The sequence below is a fragment of the Salinarchaeum chitinilyticum genome (assembly GCF_055390775.1).
Genome location: NZ_AP043888.1, coordinates 374,455 through 390,812 on the forward strand (window position 1 = coordinate 374,455; position 16,358 = coordinate 390,812).

15 protein-coding genes are annotated in these 16,358 nt (G+C 66.2%); 9 read left to right on the forward strand and 6 right to left on the reverse strand.

The genetic code is table 11. From position 1 onward, the window contains the following. Positions 1–60 precede the first annotated feature (60 nt). Together ACZ5KP_RS01880 and ACZ5KP_RS01885 are read right to left on the reverse strand one after the other, a co-directional pair. Positions 61–1,293, reverse strand: coding sequence for an ABC transporter ATP-binding protein (locus ACZ5KP_RS01880; RefSeq protein ID WP_460919320.1), 1,233 nt, complete (start codon positions 1,291–1,293; stop codon positions 61–63). A 181-nt stretch (positions 1,294–1,474) separates the two neighbouring features. After that, the gene (locus ACZ5KP_RS01885; RefSeq protein ID WP_460919323.1) at positions 1,475–2,101 is read right to left on the reverse strand and encodes a MaoC family dehydratase; all 627 of its coding nucleotides are present in this window, start codon (positions 2,099–2,101) and stop codon (positions 1,475–1,477) included. 274 nt (positions 2,102–2,375) lie between these two features. On the opposite strand from ACZ5KP_RS01885, the gene ACZ5KP_RS01890 reads away from it, so the two are divergent. The 5 genes from ACZ5KP_RS01890 to ACZ5KP_RS01910 all read left to right on the forward strand — a co-directional run bounded on the left by ACZ5KP_RS01890 (position 2,376) and on the right by ACZ5KP_RS01910 (position 6,128). Further along, positions 2,376–2,690, forward strand: a complete 315-nt coding sequence (locus ACZ5KP_RS01890) for an AbrB/MazE/SpoVT family DNA-binding domain-containing protein (protein ID WP_460919326.1) — start codon at positions 2,376–2,378, stop codon at positions 2,688–2,690. 7 nt (positions 2,691–2,697) lie between these two features. Continuing rightward, complete coding sequence (locus ACZ5KP_RS01895; protein ID WP_460919329.1) at positions 2,698–3,159, forward strand: hypothetical protein; 462 nt, start codon at positions 2,698–2,700, stop codon at positions 3,157–3,159. A gap of 56 nt (positions 3,160–3,215) precedes the next feature. Beyond that, the gene (locus ACZ5KP_RS01900; protein WP_460919332.1) at positions 3,216–3,767 is read left to right on the forward strand and encodes a poly(R)-hydroxyalkanoic acid synthase subunit PhaE; all 552 of its coding nucleotides are present in this window, start codon (positions 3,216–3,218) and stop codon (positions 3,765–3,767) included. 15 nt (positions 3,768–3,782) lie between these two features. Then, complete coding sequence (phaC, locus tag ACZ5KP_RS01905; RefSeq protein ID WP_460921100.1) at positions 3,783–5,237, forward strand: class III poly(R)-hydroxyalkanoic acid synthase subunit PhaC; 1,455 nt, start codon at positions 3,783–3,785, stop codon at positions 5,235–5,237. A 153-nt stretch (positions 5,238–5,390) separates the two neighbouring features. After that, positions 5,391–6,128, forward strand: coding sequence for a beta-ketoacyl-ACP reductase (locus ACZ5KP_RS01910; protein WP_460919335.1), 738 nt, complete (start codon positions 5,391–5,393; stop codon positions 6,126–6,128). A 60-nt stretch (positions 6,129–6,188) separates the two neighbouring features. On the opposite strand, the gene ACZ5KP_RS01915 is transcribed toward ACZ5KP_RS01910, so the two are convergent. Both ACZ5KP_RS01915 and ACZ5KP_RS01920 read right to left on the reverse strand, forming a co-directional pair. Next, a complete protein-coding gene (locus tag ACZ5KP_RS01915; protein ID WP_460919338.1) occupies positions 6,189–7,424 on the reverse strand; it encodes an ABC transporter permease in 1,236 nt (411 codons plus the stop codon). Beyond that, positions 7,421–8,224 carry an ABC transporter ATP-binding protein gene (locus tag ACZ5KP_RS01920; RefSeq protein WP_460919341.1) on the reverse strand — a complete coding sequence of 268 codons (804 nt, stop codon included), beginning with the start codon at positions 8,222–8,224 and terminating at the stop codon, positions 7,421–7,423. Before ACZ5KP_RS01920 ends, ACZ5KP_RS01915 begins: the two co-directional genes overlap by 4 nt. Before the next feature lie 512 nt (positions 8,225–8,736). On the opposite strand from ACZ5KP_RS01920, the gene ACZ5KP_RS01925 reads away from it, so the two are divergent. Both ACZ5KP_RS01925 and ACZ5KP_RS01930 read left to right on the forward strand, forming a co-directional pair. After that, positions 8,737–9,408, forward strand: a complete 672-nt coding sequence (locus ACZ5KP_RS01925; RefSeq protein WP_460919344.1) for an HD domain-containing protein — start codon at positions 8,737–8,739, stop codon at positions 9,406–9,408. A 163-nt stretch (positions 9,409–9,571) separates the two neighbouring features. Then, positions 9,572–11,056 carry an aldehyde dehydrogenase family protein gene (locus ACZ5KP_RS01930; protein WP_460919347.1) on the forward strand — a complete coding sequence of 495 codons (1,485 nt, stop codon included), beginning with the start codon at positions 9,572–9,574 and terminating at the stop codon, positions 11,054–11,056. Between the two features lie 161 nt (positions 11,057–11,217). On the opposite strand, the gene ACZ5KP_RS01935 is transcribed toward ACZ5KP_RS01930, so the two are convergent. Next, positions 11,218–12,282, reverse strand: coding sequence for a zinc-dependent alcohol dehydrogenase family protein (locus tag ACZ5KP_RS01935; protein ID WP_460919349.1), 1,065 nt, complete (start codon positions 12,280–12,282; stop codon positions 11,218–11,220). Positions 12,283–12,444: 162 nt separating this feature from the next. Beyond that, entirely contained in the window at positions 12,445–14,097 is a 1,653-nt protein-coding gene (locus tag ACZ5KP_RS01940; protein WP_460919352.1) for a long-chain-fatty-acid--CoA ligase, read from the reverse strand. A 260-nt stretch (positions 14,098–14,357) separates the two neighbouring features. On the opposite strand from ACZ5KP_RS01940, the gene ACZ5KP_RS01945 reads away from it, so the two are divergent. Both ACZ5KP_RS01945 and ACZ5KP_RS01950 read left to right on the forward strand, forming a co-directional pair. Beyond that, the gene (locus ACZ5KP_RS01945) at positions 14,358–15,158 is read left to right on the forward strand and encodes an enoyl-CoA hydratase/isomerase family protein (RefSeq protein ID WP_460921102.1); all 801 of its coding nucleotides are present in this window, start codon (positions 14,358–14,360) and stop codon (positions 15,156–15,158) included. A 97-nt stretch (positions 15,159–15,255) separates the two neighbouring features. Beyond that, on the forward strand, positions 15,256–16,332 hold the full coding sequence (locus tag ACZ5KP_RS01950) for a phosphotransferase family protein (protein ID WP_460919355.1): 1,077 nt from the start codon (positions 15,256–15,258) through the stop codon (positions 16,330–16,332). Positions 16,333–16,358 lie beyond the last annotated feature (26 nt).

A 16,358-nucleotide genomic window follows, 5' to 3' on the forward strand; every position in this document is an offset into this window, starting at 1 on the left:
TCCCGAGGGACCAACGCAGTTGCTTTCGGCTGACTGCCTTGCGACCGACGCAGCGCCCGCTCACTCGGTGTGGGCTTCCCGGGGGAACCACGCGAGGTCGTGGGTCGCCGTGAGGTCCACGCAGACGTCCTGCTCGAGGTCGACGTTCGCGGAGTGGTTGTGCATACACTCGACGGTGTCGCCGTTGTGGAGTTCGACCCGATAGAGCACCGTCGGGCCGAGATACCGACGGTAGGTGACCCTCCCGTCGGGCTCGACCGCGTCCGGACACGGTCGGGCGACGACGTCGTCCGGACGGACGAGCACGTCGACGGTCGTTCGGTCGTAGGCCGGCGCGAGTCCGTGGATCCGGTCCCGGGACAGCTCGCCGATTTCGGTCTCGACGACGTCGTCGTGGACGTACGCGGAGAGGAAGGAGGCGTGGCCGAGGAAGCCCGCGACGAACCGCGATGTCGGATGCTGGAACACCTGCTCGGGGTGTCCAACCTGCTCGATCGATCCCTGGTGCATCACCGCGACGCGGTCGGAGATCGAGAGCGCCTCCTCCTGGTCGTGCGTGACGAACACCGCGGTAACGCCGGCCTCGATCAGGATTCGGCGGACTTCTTCGCGCGTGCGAACCCGGAGGTCCTTGTCGAGGTTCGAGAATGGTTCGTCGAGCAACAGGAGGTCCGGTTCGGGCGCGAGCGCTCGGGCGAGCGCGATCCGCTGTTGCTGGCCGCCGGAGAGCTCCGCCGGCTGACTGTCGCGCTGATCGCTCAGGCCGACCAGTTCGAGGAGTTCGTCGACGCGCTGGGAGCGCTCCTCGCTGGCCCAGCCCTTGATGCCGAACGCGACGTTCTCCGCGGCGGTGAGGTGTGGAAAGAGTGCGAAGTCCTGGAACACGAGTCCGACGTCGCGAGCCTCGGGCGCCGTCGCACCGTCGCCGTCGGCGACGCAGTCGCCGTCGATCGTGATCGAGCCGGAGTCCGGGCGTTCGAGGCCGGCGATCGTTCGCAGCGTCGTCGTCTTACCACAACCCGAGGGGCCAAGCAGCGTGACGAGCTCGCCGTCCCTGACAGAGAGGGAGAGGCCGTCCACGGCACACTCGGGGCCGAACTCTTTGCGCAGCCCCTCTATTTCGAGGATTCGCTCGCCCTCGGCGTCGGCCTCCTCCCGGTCGTCGGCCGGGTCGGGTGCGCCGACGCCGTCGCGGTCGGCGTCCGTCGTGGCCTGCCGCTCCAGCCCGGTGGTCGCGGCCCGTGACGTCGCGTCGATCCGCCGGCCATCTGCTGGGTGATCGTCGGCAGCCATGTGTATCCATTGCTCACTGCACCGGCGTCGGCCGGAACGATTCCGGAACCGATCGGTTGCAGCTCTCTTGTGACACCGATTTCGTGCGAAGGGCTTTAGGCTTTCCTAAACCCCCAGGCTGGCCGAACTGGCTCGATCGACTCGCTCGGAGAAACAGTTGCCCTGGGAACGGCCGGCGACGCTACTCCTCGGGAAGGTCGTCGATGAGGACGACCGCCTCGCCGTCGATGATCGTCGTGTCCTCGTCCTCGTCGTGGATCTCCGTCGTGAGGCGATACTGGTTCTCGCCGAGATCCTCGACGACCTCGACGTTCGCACTGACCCGGTCGCCGATGCCGACGGGTGCACTGAACTTGAGGTCCTGTGAGAGGTAGATCGTGAGACCGGGGAGGCGGGCGAGTGCGGCACTGATCAGCCCGGAGGCGAGCGTTCCGTGGACGATGCGGCCCCCGAAGCGGGTCTGCTGGGCGAAGTCGTCGTCGAGGTGAAGCCGGTTCGTGTCACCGCTCGCTCGGGCGAACGCGTGAACGTCCTCGTCGGTAAGTCGCTTCGAGAAGGTGACCGTGTCGCCGACGCCGATATCCTCGCGCCGATCGACGGAGCGTTCGAACGTCCAGTCGGACTCCTCGCCAGCGACGGAGGGGATCGTGGAGTCCGCGAACTCCTCCTCGGTCGCACCGTCCTCCGTGACGAACGCAGAGAAGGCAGCACGGTTCGCGGCCGCAGTACTCCGTACGACAGTGTTCGTCAGGTCCATCCAGGCGTCGGCAACGCCCGCAAAGCCACTCGCCCTGCTCGTGTCGGACATACGATCCGTAGGAGTGTCCGGGTACTTGTGTGCATTGGCTCGTGTCAACGACGCGGCTATTTTCGTCGCTCAGCGACAGTGTCCGGAGGCTCCGGCGGGCGAGTTGCCAAATTGCAGAATCGTTGCGTCGAACGAGTGCGTTGCCAGCGGCTGGGGGAGTGCCAGCAGCCGAAACCGACGTACTGAACCGAACCGATCCCCGCTATACCACTCAATACCACTGAATACCATCTGAGGGGAAGCCTTATGCATCCCGCCGGTCTATACGTGAGTGATGACGGACGACAACGCTGGGTTCCCCTGGCCGCCGGCGATGTTCGCCGAGCAGTTCCAGGAAGCAAGCGAAGACGCCGTTGAACGGCAGCAGGAGCTGTACGAGCAGTGGCTCTCCGCGGGCGCCAACGGCGCCAGTGGCGGGCTCTCCGACCTCAGCGCGTTGAGCACCGGAACCGCGACGTTCAAATCTCGCGTCCAGAGCGGCGGCCGGATCTCGATCCCGGACGCCGAGCGCGAGGCCCTCGACATCGAGGAGGGTGACATCGTCCAGACGATCGTCGTCCCCGTCAAACGTGATCGAGACAGCGAGTGACCCTACCATGACCGACACCAACCCCCTGACGACCGCGTTCGACTTCCAGCGCAGTGCGATCGAACAGTCCCACCAGCTGACCGTCGAGACGCTCGAGGCCCAGAAGACCGCCGTCAACGCCTTCGCCGACGGGCTCGACACGCTCGAGCAGGTCAGCGAACAGAGCGCACAGCTCAGCCAGGAGGCCGCCCACGCCTACCTGGACGCCATCGAGCAGTCCGTCCCCGAGGCCGACCTCGAGGACCTCCGCGCGCTCGTCGACGACGGCTTCGAGAACGCCGAGGAGATCCAGGCCGAGTCCTGGTCCGCGATCCACGAGGCAGCCGACGAGAGCGTCGAGAGCTTCGAGACCGCGGCCGACAACTACGGCGAGTTCGTCGACAGCTCCTTCGACACGTTCCTCTCGGCCCACGAGCAGGTCGAGGAGAGCGCCGAGGAGTTCGAGGAGATCGACGTCTCCGCCGACTGAGCCCCCTTTTGAACTACCTGCGGCCCGTTATCCCACCACGAGCGACCGATCCCACCATGAGTGAACAATCCACCACCCCGCCCGCACAGGAGAACTGGACCGAGTTCGTCGAGAACATGAACGAGCAGATGGTCGACGCGTTCGAGGCGAACGTCGAGGCCCAGTCCCAGTTCGTCGAGACCTGGGCAGAGACGCTGGCAGAAGGCACAGACGACGAACGCTTCGGTGAGGGCGTCGAAGGCTACGCCCGCGCCTATCAGGTCTGGATGGACGCCGCCGAGGAGATGGCCGACCAGGTCTCCGAGGAGGGCGGACAGGTCGCTCCCGAGGACGCCCGCGACCTCTGGCTGTCCAGCGCAAACGAAGCGTTCAAGGAGGTCATGTCCACGAGCGCGTTCGCGGCAGTGACCGGCGAGACGGTCGAGGACGCCCTCGAGCTCCGCCAGACCGCCGACGAAAACGCCCAGGAGACGCTCCACGCGCTCGGCATGGCGACCGAACGCGACATTCGCGAGGTCGGCGACCGGCTCGTCGAACTGGAGCGGCGCCAGCACGCCATCGAGGAGAAACTCGACCGCGTGCTCGACGCCGTCGAGGACGAGGAGTAATTGCAGGTGACAACGATGCAGAACCCCTACGCCGGCTTCCTGGACGCACAGCGTTCGGCCTGGGAGCAGGCAACGGAGGCAGCCGAGAAGCTCGGTGCAGCCCCCGACGCCAACGAGGCGATCGCCGAGGTCGACGTCGGCGAGACGCCTAGCGAGGTCGTCTACGAGGAGAACAAGCTCCAGCTCCTCCACTACGAGTCCCAGACCGAGGAACAACACGACGTTCCGATCCTCATCGTCTACGCGCTGATCAATCGGCCGTACATTCTCGACCTCCAGCCCGACCGCTCCGTGGTCCGCACGCTGCTGGAGAACGGGTTCGACGTCTACATGATCGACTGGGGCGAGCCGTCGCTCCTCGACACCTCCCTCACGCTCGAGGACTACGTCGTCCGGTACGTCGACAACTGCGTGGACGAGGTCCGCGAGCGATCCGGGCAGGACTCGATCAACGTCCTGGGCTACTGCATGGGTGGGACGATGTCCTCCATGTACACCGCGCTCTACCCGGAGAAGGTCCGCAACCTCGGGCTCATGGCCGCCGGCCTCTGCTTCGCCGGCAGCGGCGGCATCCTCGAGCTGTGGGGCGACGAAGACTACTTCGATCCCGACGCAGTCACCGACACGTTCGGGAACGTCCCCGCGGAGTTCCTCGACACCGGGTTCGCGCTGATGGACCCCGTCGAGAACTACGTGACGAAGTACGTCCGGTTCTACGAGAACATGGAGGACGAGGAGTTCGTGGAGAACTTCGCGCGCATGGAGGAGTGGCTCGGCGACGGGATCGACGTCGCTGGCGACGCCTTCGAGGAGTTCATCGAGGACATCTACCAGGAGAACAAGCTCTACGAAAACGAGCTCTACCTCGGCGACCGCCACGTTGACGTCGAGAATATCGACGTGTCCGTCCTGCAGATCGTCGCCGAGTACGACCACCTCATCCCGCCGAGCGCCTCCAAGCCGTTCAACGACGTCGTCGGCACCGACGACGTGACGACGATGGAGTTCCCGACCGGCCACATCGGGATGAGCGTCTCCTCGCGGTCCCACGCGAAGCTCTGGCCGGACGTCTGCGAGTGGTTCGAGGATCGTTCACAGGTCGAAGACGACGCGGAAGCCCGACCGGCAGCCACGGACGAGGCCGAACAGCAGGCAGCTGCGAGCGACGCAGCCTCCGAGACCGCCGAGAGCAGCGAAGCTGACGACGGCGAGTCCGAGACTGCAGCCGCGGACGCCGCCGCTGCCGGCGGGTCGGACGCCGACGCAGCCGACGACGCTGCTGTCGATGCGACCCTCCAGGACGTTGACGGCATCGGGCCAGCCTACGAGGACCGGCTCGAGGACGCTGGCGTCACCACGCTCGCCGAGCTCGCCGCGGCCGACGCGGCCGCACTCGCCGCCGACACCGAGGTCGCGCCCAATCGGATCCTCTCCTGGATCGAACAGGCCGAACAGCTGACCAGCAGCTGATCCGGGCCAGGACCGAGCTGCAGTGGGGAGAGTGGCATGTGGACGCCGACGGCAGCGAACTGGAGGCCACCTTTTATTGCCGGTATCGTCCTTTGTTGGACCAGTGACAGCGGGGACCCGGAGTCCCCGGTCGGGCACTAACGAGGCTACATCATGGAAGGACGCACCTGTCTGGTCACCGGCGCATCGAGAGGGATCGGCCGCGGCATCGCCGAACACCTGGGCGAGTCCGGCGCGAACGTCGCCGTCAACTACCGTTCGTCCGTCGACGAAGCCGAGACAGTCGTCGACGCGATCGAGGCCGCTGGCGGCTCGGCGATCGCCACGCGGGCCGACGTGACCGGCCGGCGCGAGGTCGAATCGATGAAGGAGGAGATCCACGACGCGTTCGGCCCGATCGACGTGCTCGTCAACAACGCCGGGATCACCCAGGACACGAAGTTCGAGGAGATGACCCGCGACGAGTGGGACCAGGTGATCGACGTCCACCTCGGCGGCGCGTTCAACTGCACGCAGACGTTCTTCGAGGACGTCAAACAGGCCGAGGAGGGCCGACTCATCTGCATCTCCTCGATCGTCGGCAAGCAGGGCAACTTCGGGCAGGCGAACTACGCCGCCGCCAAGAGCGGACTGTTCGGGTTCGTTCGCACGCTCGCGCTCGAACTGGCCGAATCGGGATCGACCGCGAACTGCGTCGCGCCGGGCTTCACAGAGACCTCCATGCTCGAGACGGTGCCCGATCGCGTGCGGGACGTGATCCTCGAGGACATCCCACTGGACCGGTTCGGCACGATCGACGACGTCGCCTGCGTCGTGGAGTTCCTCGCGAGCGAGGACTCTTCCTACATTACCGGCGAAGTGCTCGACGTCAACGGCGGGATGGACCTCTGAGACGCGGGGAGCCGGATCTTTCGGCGACCGAACCGCGAACGAACCCCCAGGCGGGAGCGACTACTCCCGCCGGAGCGCCTCGATCGGATCCACCCGTGCCGCGCGCCAGGCCGGGTACAGACCGGAGACGATCCCGACGCCGATGCCGACGAACACGGCGATCACGACCCAGTCGAGCGGGTAGATCATCGGGAATCCAGCGAGCGTGACGAGGAGATAGCCGCCCCCGATGCCGAGGGCGACCCCGCCGATCGCCCCGAAGATTCCCAGTATCAGCGACTCGACGAGGAACAGCTGGACGATGTCGCGCTGTCGCGCGCCGACGGCTTTCATGATCCCGATCTCTCGCGTCCGCTCGGTGACGCTCACGATCATGATGTTCGCGATCCCGATCGCCCCGACGATCAGCGCGATGCCGGCGATCCCGGCGATCAAGATCGTCACCTGATCGAAGATCTCGCCGACCTGGCTCAGAAGGTCGTCCAGCGTCTGGACGGCGATGCGCTTGTCGTCGTCGACGAGCTGCTCGGCGTCGGACTCGCCGGAGCTGAAGTACGCGTCGACGGACGACCGGACGTCTTCGATGTCTTCGATGCTCTCGACCCAGATGGTCAGCGAGGTGTAGGCGAGTTCTTCGGTCCCGCGCGACGTCTCGACGGTCTGGTTGTAGTAGGGATCCGCGGGTACGTAGATCGCCGTATCGGTGCCCGGCGCCTGGTTGTCGAGCGCGAAGATGCCCGAGACCGTGAACGTCTCTCGCGTGCCGTCGGTGAAGGACACCTGGATTTCGTCCCCGACGGACACGTTGCCGCCGAGCGATTCGGCGAGTTCGGTGTCGATCACGGCCTCGCCGGGCCCGGCGAACGCCTCGCCGGCGACGAAGCTCCCCGTGACGTTCTTCCGGAAGCTCTCCGGTCTGGAGATTCGAACGGTGAACGACACCGTGCTCCCGTTCGCGTGCCGGACCTGCGACGCTGGTATCGTTCCGTCGGGGTCGACGTACTCCACGCCGTCCATCGCCTCGATCTGTTCGACGTCGTGCTGGGTGTAGATCGGGTCCTGGAACGTCTGGAAGCCGAAACCGCCCTCGACGTTCCCCTGGGTCTGGACGAGCACGAACGACTGGTCGTCGGTGTCGAACCCGCCGAGGGCCTCCTCCTCGAACGCGCCACCGAGCACCATGAACGCGATGATACTCCCGATGCCGATCACGATCCCGATCGTCGTGAGCGTCGACCGGAGCTTGTGACCGGTGATCGCGCGCCAGCTGATCCTGAGGCTCTCGCGAAGGTTCACGCGCTCTCACCCTCGCCATCCGGTTCGGTAGAGCCGGTAGCATCGTCGCGTTCGTGAAGCACAGACGGCCCCGAGGGAACGACGTCGGACACGTCTTCGATCCGCTCGATCCGCCCGTCGACGAGGGTGACGATGCGCTCGGCGCGCTCGGCGATGTGGCGCTCGTGGGTCACCATGAGAATCGTCCGGCCCTCGGCGTGGAGCTCGTCGAAGAGGTCCATGATCTCGGCGCCGGTCTCGCTGTCGAGGTTTCCCGTCGGCTCGTCGGCGAGGAGTAGCGTCGGTTCGTTGGCGAGCGCGCGGGCGATGGCGACGCGCTGGCGCTGCCCGCCGGAGAGTTCGTTCGGCGCGTGGTCGAGACGGTCGCCGAGCCCGACGCGATCAAGGAGCGTCTCTGCACGCTGGCGGCGATCCGCGTCGGCAACGTTGTTGAACACCATCGGGAGCGTGACGTTCTCGGCGGCGGAGAGCCGCGGCATCAGATTGAACGTCTGGAAGACGAAGCCGATCTTCGTGCCGCGCAGCTTCGCTCGCTCGGCACCCGACAGCTCGCCGACGGAGCGGCCGTCGATCTCGATTGTCCCCTCGTCGGGCGTGTCCAGACAGCCGAGGAGATTCATCAGCGTGCTCTTGCCGGAGCCGCTCGGCCCCATGACCGCCGTGAAAGATCCCTCCTCGAGCGTCAGAGACACGTCTCGAAGGGCGTGGACCGGCTCCCCGAGGAAGTACGTCCGGCTGACGTTGCGCGCGGCGACGACGCCGGAGCCAGCGCCGTCCTCCTGTAGATCAGTGTGGGCCATCCTGCCTGGCAATTCGGCAGCCTCCGGCATAAATGTGGAACCGGAAAACCGCCGTGTTGCCGCCGCAGATCGATCAAAATTGGCGATCGAGTGGCCCAGATGTTCCCAGCACCCTAGAAAAATCTGCGTACCGACCAGTAGAGCCCCTGGACTGCGTTTCGGATCCGTGCCCGTGGGGCGATACCGGCGTCCGGGTCAGCTGTTGGTTCAAAGTCGGTGTCGAGCGCCGCCACGGACACGTGAATCAGCTCGCCAGTATGCCGTCGACGCCCATCGGGGTCCGCGACTCGCAGGAGCGTCACCTCGTCCCCCGTCCCGACGACGCGGTAGACTCCAGGCGATACTGCGGTCCCATCCGATCGGACGTGGTCACCGATCGCGGCCATGAACGGTCGCTCCGTCTGCCAGTGCCGAGAATCTGACGACCGACCCAGGGTGCAGGGTCGGGTTCAGATTCACATTCACCGTCCGGTCCCGAACCGTTGAAGTGGAATCTCGCCGCGCTATGTGCCATGTCCGAATCGATCGACGTGCTCCCGGACTGGGACGTGCCCGGTGCGACGGAGCAGCCCAATCCGGCCGTCGCGGCCGAGATGCAGACGACCCTCGCAGGTGACTCCTCCGGCCACGACCTCGCACACGCCTGGCGCGTGTTCAGTCTCGGCCAGTCCATCGCCGCCGAAGAGGACGCCGATCCCCACGTCGTCGGCCTCGCCGCGCTCGTCCACGACCACCACCGGGTCGTGAACGGGCACGAGTTCGTCCATCCCGAGGCGACGCTGGAGGACGTCGAGGCCATCCTGACGTCGGCCGGCGTGACCGACGAGTCGACGATCGAGCCCGTCCAGCACTGCGTCGCCGTCCACGACGACTACGAGTACCGTGACGATCCACGAACGCCGGAGACCGTCGAAGCCGCAGTGTTGCAGGACGCCGACAACCTCGACGCGCTCGGCGCCGTCGGCGTCGGCCGCTGCTTCGCCTTCGGCGGCGATCGCGGGCTGCCGCTGTGGCGGCCGGGCGAGGGAGACGACCCCTGCGTCCTCGGTCACTTCGACGAGAAACTGTTCAAACTCGAGGACGAGTGCAACACCGAGACCGCCCGCGAGATCGCGGCGGACCGGATCGAATTTTTGGAGACGTTCGCAGAACGGTTCCGCGCGGAGTGGCGTGGGGAGCGCTAGGCCGCGGTCTTCAGGTCCGGGTTCGGTCTTCTGGTTCGGGTTCGATCTTCAAGTCGGCAGTGGGGCTCGGCGCTCAAGAAAGGGTGAGCGGGACGCGTCAACCGCTGGCAGTGTGTTCACGGTTGCCAAAGGTCTTTCACCGATTGGACCGTCCCTAGTCGTGATGGCGACACCCGAACACGAGACCGAGACCGGGTGGGACCGGATCTACGTCGACGGCGAGTGGCGCGAGGCATCGAGCGGCGAAACGATCCCCGTCGAGAACCCGGCCACGCGGGAGGCATTCGCTGACGTTCCGGCGGGGACCGAGGCGGACGTCGACGCGGCGTACGAGGCTGCAGCTGCGGCCCAGCCAGAGTGGGCGGCGCTGGAACGGGAGGAACGCCTCGAGTACGTCGAGGCGGCCAAAGACGCGCTGCAGGAACGCTACGACGAGGTCGTCGGCCTCCTCGCCCAGGAGGGAGGGAGCGCTGCCGGGAAGGCTGGCGGCGAGGTCGCGATATCGGTATCGGACTTCCGCACCGCACTTACGGAAGAACCGCCCGCCGACGAGGAACGAGATTCGGCGTTCTTCGGGGAGAGCAAGACCCACCACATCGTCCGCGAACCGGTCGGCGTGGTCGGGATCATTTCGCCCTGGAACTACCCCCTCCACCTCTCCACGAGAGCACTTGCGCCCGCGCTGGCACTCGGGAACACGGTGGTGCTCAAGCCCGCATCGGACACGCCGATCACCGGCGGCCTCCTCCTCGCCGAGATCGCTGAGGAAGCGGGGTTCCCCGACGGCGTCGTCAACGTCGTCACGGGCCGCGGTTCGGAGATCGGGGATCAGATGGCGGGCCACCCGATTCCGCGGGTGCTCTCCTTCACCGGCTCGACGGACGTTGGCAGGTCCGTCGCCAGCCAGGCCGGCAGCTCGATCACACTGCCGGCGCTCGAACTGGGCGGGAACGCACCGAACGTCGTGACGGAGGACGTCGACGTCGAGCGAGCCGCCAAAATCGGCGCGGTCGGATCGTTCACCCACCAGGGACAGGTCTGCATCTCGGTCAACCGCCACCTCGTCCACGAGGACGTCTACGACGAGTACGTCGACCTGCTCGTCGAGCACGCCGAATCCCTGAAGATCGGCGATCCGTCCGCGGACCCGTCCGTCGACTTCGGCCCCGTCGTCAACGAGAGCCAGCGCGGCGACCTGATCGAGTTCGTCGAGCGATCGGTCGAGCAGGGCGCGACGCTCGAGACCGGCGGCCACGACGAGGAGCTGTTCTTCCGGCCGACTGTGCTCTCGGACGCGACCAACGACATGGCCGCAGCGTGCAACGAGCATTTCGGTCCGGTCGCACCGGTGATTCCCATCTCGGACGACGAGGAGGCGGTCGAACTGGCCAACGACACCGAATACGGTCTCTCCGCGGCGATCCAGTGCGACGACGTTGAGCGCGCTCGCAGGCTCGCAGATCAGATCGACGCAGGGATGGTCCATATCAACGACCACCCGATCCAGGACGAGCCGAACGCGCCCTTCGGCGGGATGAAACAGTCCGGTCTTGGCCGGTACAACGGCGAGTGGATCGTCGACGAACTGCTCGAGACGAAGTGGATCTCGGTCCAGCACGAGGAGCGCGACTACGACCTGGTCGATTAGCATCCGGGCGAGCGACCGAAGGGAGCGAGCGCGGTTCACCGGACGCGAGGCTGAAAGCCGAGCGTCCGGCCTTTTTTGGTCCAGATTTTTTCGAGGAGGGTTCCCACAGCGAGCGACCGTGGGGAGCGAGCGAGGAAACCCTCCACGAAAAAAGGTGGGCGTTAGAACTCGTTGATGACTGGGATCCCGATCGTCTCGAAGTCGTCCATCGACGCGAGCGTCTGGGGCGCCTCGTCGAGGGAGAGCGTCTCGCCGATGATCTTCTGGGGTTCGAGCGTCCCGCGCTCGATGAGCCGGAACAGTTCGTCGTAACGGACGAGCGGCATGCCGTAGCTGCCGTGGAAGTCGATCTCCTGGAGCGTCATCTGATCGACGGGCAACGACAGCTCGCCGCCGGTGTCGCCCTCCGTGAGTCCGATCTGGACGTGCGTTCCGGTCTTGCCGAGTGACTTGACGGCGTTGCTGCAGGTCTCCTGGATTCCCAGCGCGTCGACGGCGACGTCGACGCCCTGCCCGTCGTTGGCGATCTGGACCTCGCCGGGGACGTTGTCGACCTCCGCGCCGTTGACGGTGGCCGCGGCGCCGAGCTCGCGGGCGCGATCGAGCTTCTCGTCCTGGACGTCGACGGCGATCGGGACGGCGCCGAGGGCGTCCGCGATATGGACCGCCGAGAGACCCACCCCGCCGCAGCCGTGGATGGCGACCGAATCACCGGGCCTGATCTCGGCACGATCCACCAGACCGTGGTAGGCAGTCATGAACCGACAGCCCAGGGCAGCCATCTCCTCGAACGCGACGCCCTCGGGGAGCTTCGTCGCGTTGAAATCCGCCTCACGAACGGGGAACGCCTCGGCGAAGGCACCCGGTGCGGCGTCGAGGAAGCCGAGCGGCATCGACGTTTCGCAGACGTTCGAGTGGCCGTTCTGACAGTAGGGACAGGTGCCGTCGCCGAGGTGGAACGGGACGGTGACGCGATCGCCTTCGGAAAGCGTCTCGACATCGCCCCCGACCGAGGAAACCACTCCTGCCGGCTCGTGGCCGAGGATCTGCCCCGGAGAGGGCGATATTCCCATCCACTCCCAGTCGCCGCGCCAGGCGTGCCAGTCGCTCCGGCAGATGCCACAGGCCTCGGTCTCGACGACGACCTGATCCGGGCCGGGCTCCGGATAGTCGACCTCCTGCACCGAGAGCGGTTCGCCGTGTTCCTCGAGGACAGCTGCGCGCATGTAGCCGTCACTTCGGCGAGGTGTGACAAAAATGCACGCACGAGGCCGACGGTGCGATGGCGGATGCGACCCGGAGGATGGCCGTTCCCATCGAGACGATCGACACTCGTCGCGTCGAGTTCCCAGAAATGAGTCGCCCAGATTGGATTCTGGTCGGTACGCTCAGGACGACGATGGCGCGTTTGCCGCCACGCTTTCGGCGAGTTCGTCGTCGACGTACTCGTCACGCAGCGTCCGTTTCGAGAATTTCCCGGTCGATCCCTTCGGAATCTCGTCGATGAACCGGACTGCGTCGGGTGCCCACCAGCGGGGGTACTCTTCGGCGACGATCGCCCGGACGTCCTCGCGGAGCGCGTCCTCGTCAACGCCCTCGCGCGGAACGACGAAGGCGGCCGGACGTTCGTCCCATCGCTCGTGGGGAACGGGCACGACGGCTGCCTCTACGACGTCCTCGTGGCCCATGATGCGGTTCTCGACCTCGACGCTGGCGATCCACTCGCCGCCGCTCTTGACGAGGTCGTCGAGGCGATCGACCACGTCGACGTAGCCCTCCTCCGAGACGCGCACGATGTCGCCCGTCTTCAGGTAGCCGTCCTCGGTGACGGACGCCTCGGTCGCCTCCGGGGCGTTGAAGTACTCGGTGCTGATCCACGGCCCGCGCATCCAGAGCTCCCCGAGACTCTCGCCGTCCCAGGGAACCTCCTCGCCGTCGTCGTCGACGACCTTGAACTCGACCCCGGGAAGCGAGACGCCCGCGGAGTACGACCGGATCTCGTCGAGTTCGTCGCCCGAAGGGTCTCGGCCTGGCTTGGGCTCGTAGGCGTGAGTGACAGGCGTTGTCTCCGTCATGCCGTAGCCCGAGACGAGATCCACGTCGAACTCCTCGCGGTACTCGCGGATGAGGGACTCCGGCGTCGAGGAGCCGCCGCTCGTGAAGTAGCGGATAGTGGAGAAGTCGACCTCGTTCTCACGGGCGTACTCGAGGAGGTCCATGAATACCGTCGGGACCGCCGCCGAGAGAGTCACGTCCTCCTCATCGATCATCCGGGCGAGGTCCCCGGGCTCGGGCGCGGTACCGGGCAGGACCGTCTTCGCGCCGGCGGCGATCGTCGCGAACGGTCGCGACCAGCCGCTCACGTGGAACATCGGGACGTAGGTCAGCTCCACGTCCTCCGAACCGATGCCCACCTCGCCGGTCATGATCGCCATCACCTGGGTCCAGTACATCTTCTGCGTGTACTCGACGCCCTTCGGTTTTCCCGTTGTCCCCGACGTGTAGCACATGCCCGCGGGCTGGTCCTCGGGCAGTTCCGGGAACTCGTAGTTCGGGTCGCCGTCGGCGATGAACGACTCGTAGTCGACCACCGGCTCCAGCGACGTCTCGGGCACCTGATCGCCCATCACGACGTACTGCTCCACCGACGCGAACGCGTCCTCGTCGTAGGCCTCCTCGAGCCGTTCGAGCATCACGGGATCGACGACGAGCATTCGATCCTCGGCATCCGCCACGATGTGCTGGATGTGCGAATCCGGCAATAGCAGGTTGATCATGTGGATCTGTGCGCCCATGCAGGGGATCCCGTAGTAGCACTCGTGGTGCCAGTGGTTGTTCCACGCGAACGTCGCGACGCGGTCGCCGCGCTCGATCCCCGCCTGCTCGAGCGCAGACGCGAGCTGACGGCAGCGGTCGGCGTACTCGTCGAACGTGTATCGGTGCATTCCCTGATGCGTTCGCGAGACGATCTCCTGGTCGGGGTAGATTCGCTCACCACGCCACAGGAACGATCGAAGGTTGAGGTTGGCTCCGCCTGGCATACGGATTGATAACGATCCTCAATGTAGATTAATCTACTCTTCAGTCGGATATCTGATGTTTGTTTCGTTGATCCGCCTGAGAGGGTCTAGCGACGCCCGACCCGATCCCAACTGTTCGACGTCTGACCCCCTCGATCGCCGATGAGGGTAGTGTCCACCGTCGCGGCCAGTCTCCGTTGCGGAAACGCGTGTCACCCCCAGGTGGCGAAGCTTTATTCTGGGGCCGGCCGACCACGCTACCATGCCACACACCCAGGTGACTGGCGATGAATGACGCGGTACTGCTGGAGGTCGAGGACGGGATTGCCACGCTGACGCTGAACCGACCAAAGCGAATGAACCCGCTGACGGGGCCCATATCGGAGGCCCTCGGCGATCGGATCGACGACCTCGAGGAGCGCGAGGACGTTCGCTGCGTGGTTCTCGAGGGGAGCGGCAGGGCGTTCTCGGCCGGCGGCGACATCCAGGGCATGAAGGACCGCCTCGAGTCCGACCTGTCGCTCGATCGGTCCGCCGCCAGCCTCGAACGGGGGCTGAGCGACACGATGGTCAACCTCGTCGGCTGTTCGTACCCGACAGTGGCGAAAGTCGACGGGCCGGCCGTCGGTGCCGGTGCCAACCTCGCCATCGCCTGCGACGTCGTCCTCGCCAGCGAGTCCGCGTCGATCGGCTTCACGTTCAATCAGGTCGGCCTCAGCGTCGACGGCGGAACGTCGTATCTCCTGCCGCGCGTGGTCGGCGTGAACGTCGCCAAGGAGCTGGTGTTCACCGGCGAGATCTGCGACGCCGAGCGAGCAAAGCGACTCGGGCTCTTCAACCACGTCTACGACGAGGACGAGTTCGACGACGCGGTTGCGGCGAAGACCGAACAGATCGCGAGCGGTCCCACCGTCGCGTTCCGGCACACCAAGCGGCTCATCCAGGACGGGCTCGAGAAGTCGCTGCCCCGGGCCCTGCAGGACGAGGCGACGGCGCAGGGCATCGTCTTCGACACGCACGACCACGAGGAAGGCGTGAACGCGTTCCTCGAGGATCGCGATCCGGAGTTCGAGGGGCGGTAAGTCGTCGACGACGGGCCGTCCCGGCACCGAACTGGACGATACGAACGCTACGGTACCGACCCGCACACTTTCCTACCGGGCCCGCGAAACCGCTGGCATGGCCGACCAGCAACGAGAGTACTTCGACCGCCTCGTCGACCTGGACGCACTCGAGGCGTTTCTCGAAGCGGAGCTCGGCGCAGTAGACCACTACGAGGTGGAGCGTCACGAGCAGGGCCACTCCAACGAGACGCTCTTCGTCGACTGGGGCGACGCCGAGCTCGTCCTTCGGCGACCACCGCCCGGCTCGACAGCTGACACCGCACACGACGTGCTCAGAGAGTACGCCTTCATCGACGCGCTCCAGGACACCGACGTTCCGGTGCCGCCGACGGTGACGGCGTGCGAGGATCATTCCGTCATCGGCAGCGACTTCTACGTCATGGAGCGGGTCGACGGGACGGTCCTCCGGGAGCGCGAGCCGGAGGCGTTCGCTGACGCGGACGCGAGGGAGCGCGTCGGCACCCAGCTCGTCGACTCGCTCGCGGAGATCCACGGCGTCGACGCGGCGTCCGTCGGCCTCGACGAGTACGGGCATCCGGAGGGGTACACGCAACGGCAGGTCGAGCGCTGGGGCAAGCAGCTCGCCTGGGCGTTCGAGGTCACTGCCGAGGAGCGTGAGGTCCCCGAACTGGACCGCGTCGGCGACTGGCTCGCGGACCACTGTCCGACCGACCACCCCCAGACGCTCGTCCACGGCGACTACAAACTCGACAACGTGATGTTCGGCCCCCAGCGGCCCGTCGAACTCGTGGCTGTCTTCGACTGGGAGATGGCGACGCGGGGCGACCCGCGCTGTGACGTCGGCTGGATGCTCTCCTACTGGCGGGACGCGAAGGACCCCGATCCAGTGATCGAGGAGCTCGTGACCGACTTCATGGCACGTTCGGACTACCCCACGCGCCGGGAACTGGTCGAGCGCTGGGAGGAACGGACCGGCCTGGAGTACGCCGAGGAACACGACCGGTTCTACCGCACGCTTGCGGTCTACAAGCTGGCAGGCCTGGGTGAGATGTTCTACCGACGGTACCTCGAAGGGAACTCCGACAACCCGATGTACCCGAAGATGGAGGATCGCGTCCCAGCGTTGGCCGATCGCGCGGTCCGCATCATCGAGGGGGAGGAGCCGCTATGACCGACCGCTCGATACCGCGACGGGGG

What these genes read in the sequence shown, in the direction of transcription:
- ACZ5KP_RS01900 (WP_460919332.1), top strand. Translation starts at nt 3,216, where the DNA reads ATGAGTGAACAATCCACCACCCCGCCCGCACAGGAGAACTGGACCGAG.
- ACZ5KP_RS01910 (WP_460919335.1), top strand. Translation starts at nt 5,391, where the DNA reads ATGGAAGGACGCACCTGTCTGGTCACCGGCGCATCGAGAGGGATCGGC.
- ACZ5KP_RS01930 (WP_460919347.1), top strand. Translation starts at nt 9,572, where the DNA reads ATGGCGACACCCGAACACGAGACCGAGACCGGGTGGGACCGGATCTAC.
- ACZ5KP_RS01925 (WP_460919344.1), top strand. Translation starts at nt 8,737, where the DNA reads ATGTCCGAATCGATCGACGTGCTCCCGGACTGGGACGTGCCCGGTGCG.
- phaC (WP_460921100.1), top strand. Translation starts at nt 3,783, where the DNA reads ATGCAGAACCCCTACGCCGGCTTCCTGGACGCACAGCGTTCGGCCTGG.
- ACZ5KP_RS01885 (WP_460919323.1), bottom strand. Translation starts at nt 2,101, where the DNA reads ATGTCCGACACGAGCAGGGCGAGTGGCTTTGCGGGCGTTGCCGACGCC.
- ACZ5KP_RS01935 (WP_460919349.1), bottom strand. Translation starts at nt 12,282, where the DNA reads ATGCGCGCAGCTGTCCTCGAGGAACACGGCGAACCGCTCTCGGTGCAG.
- ACZ5KP_RS01890 (WP_460919326.1), top strand. Translation starts at nt 2,376, where the DNA reads ATGACGGACGACAACGCTGGGTTCCCCTGGCCGCCGGCGATGTTCGCC.
- ACZ5KP_RS01895 (WP_460919329.1), top strand. Translation starts at nt 2,698, where the DNA reads ATGACCGACACCAACCCCCTGACGACCGCGTTCGACTTCCAGCGCAGT.
- ACZ5KP_RS01940 (WP_460919352.1), bottom strand. Translation starts at nt 14,097, where the DNA reads ATGCCAGGCGGAGCCAACCTCAACCTTCGATCGTTCCTGTGGCGTGGT.
- ACZ5KP_RS01950 (WP_460919355.1), top strand. Translation starts at nt 15,256, where the DNA reads ATGGCCGACCAGCAACGAGAGTACTTCGACCGCCTCGTCGACCTGGAC.
- ACZ5KP_RS01920 (WP_460919341.1), bottom strand. Translation starts at nt 8,224, where the DNA reads ATGGCCCACACTGATCTACAGGAGGACGGCGCTGGCTCCGGCGTCGTC.
- ACZ5KP_RS01880 (WP_460919320.1), bottom strand. Translation starts at nt 1,293, where the DNA reads ATGGCTGCCGACGATCACCCAGCAGATGGCCGGCGGATCGACGCGACG.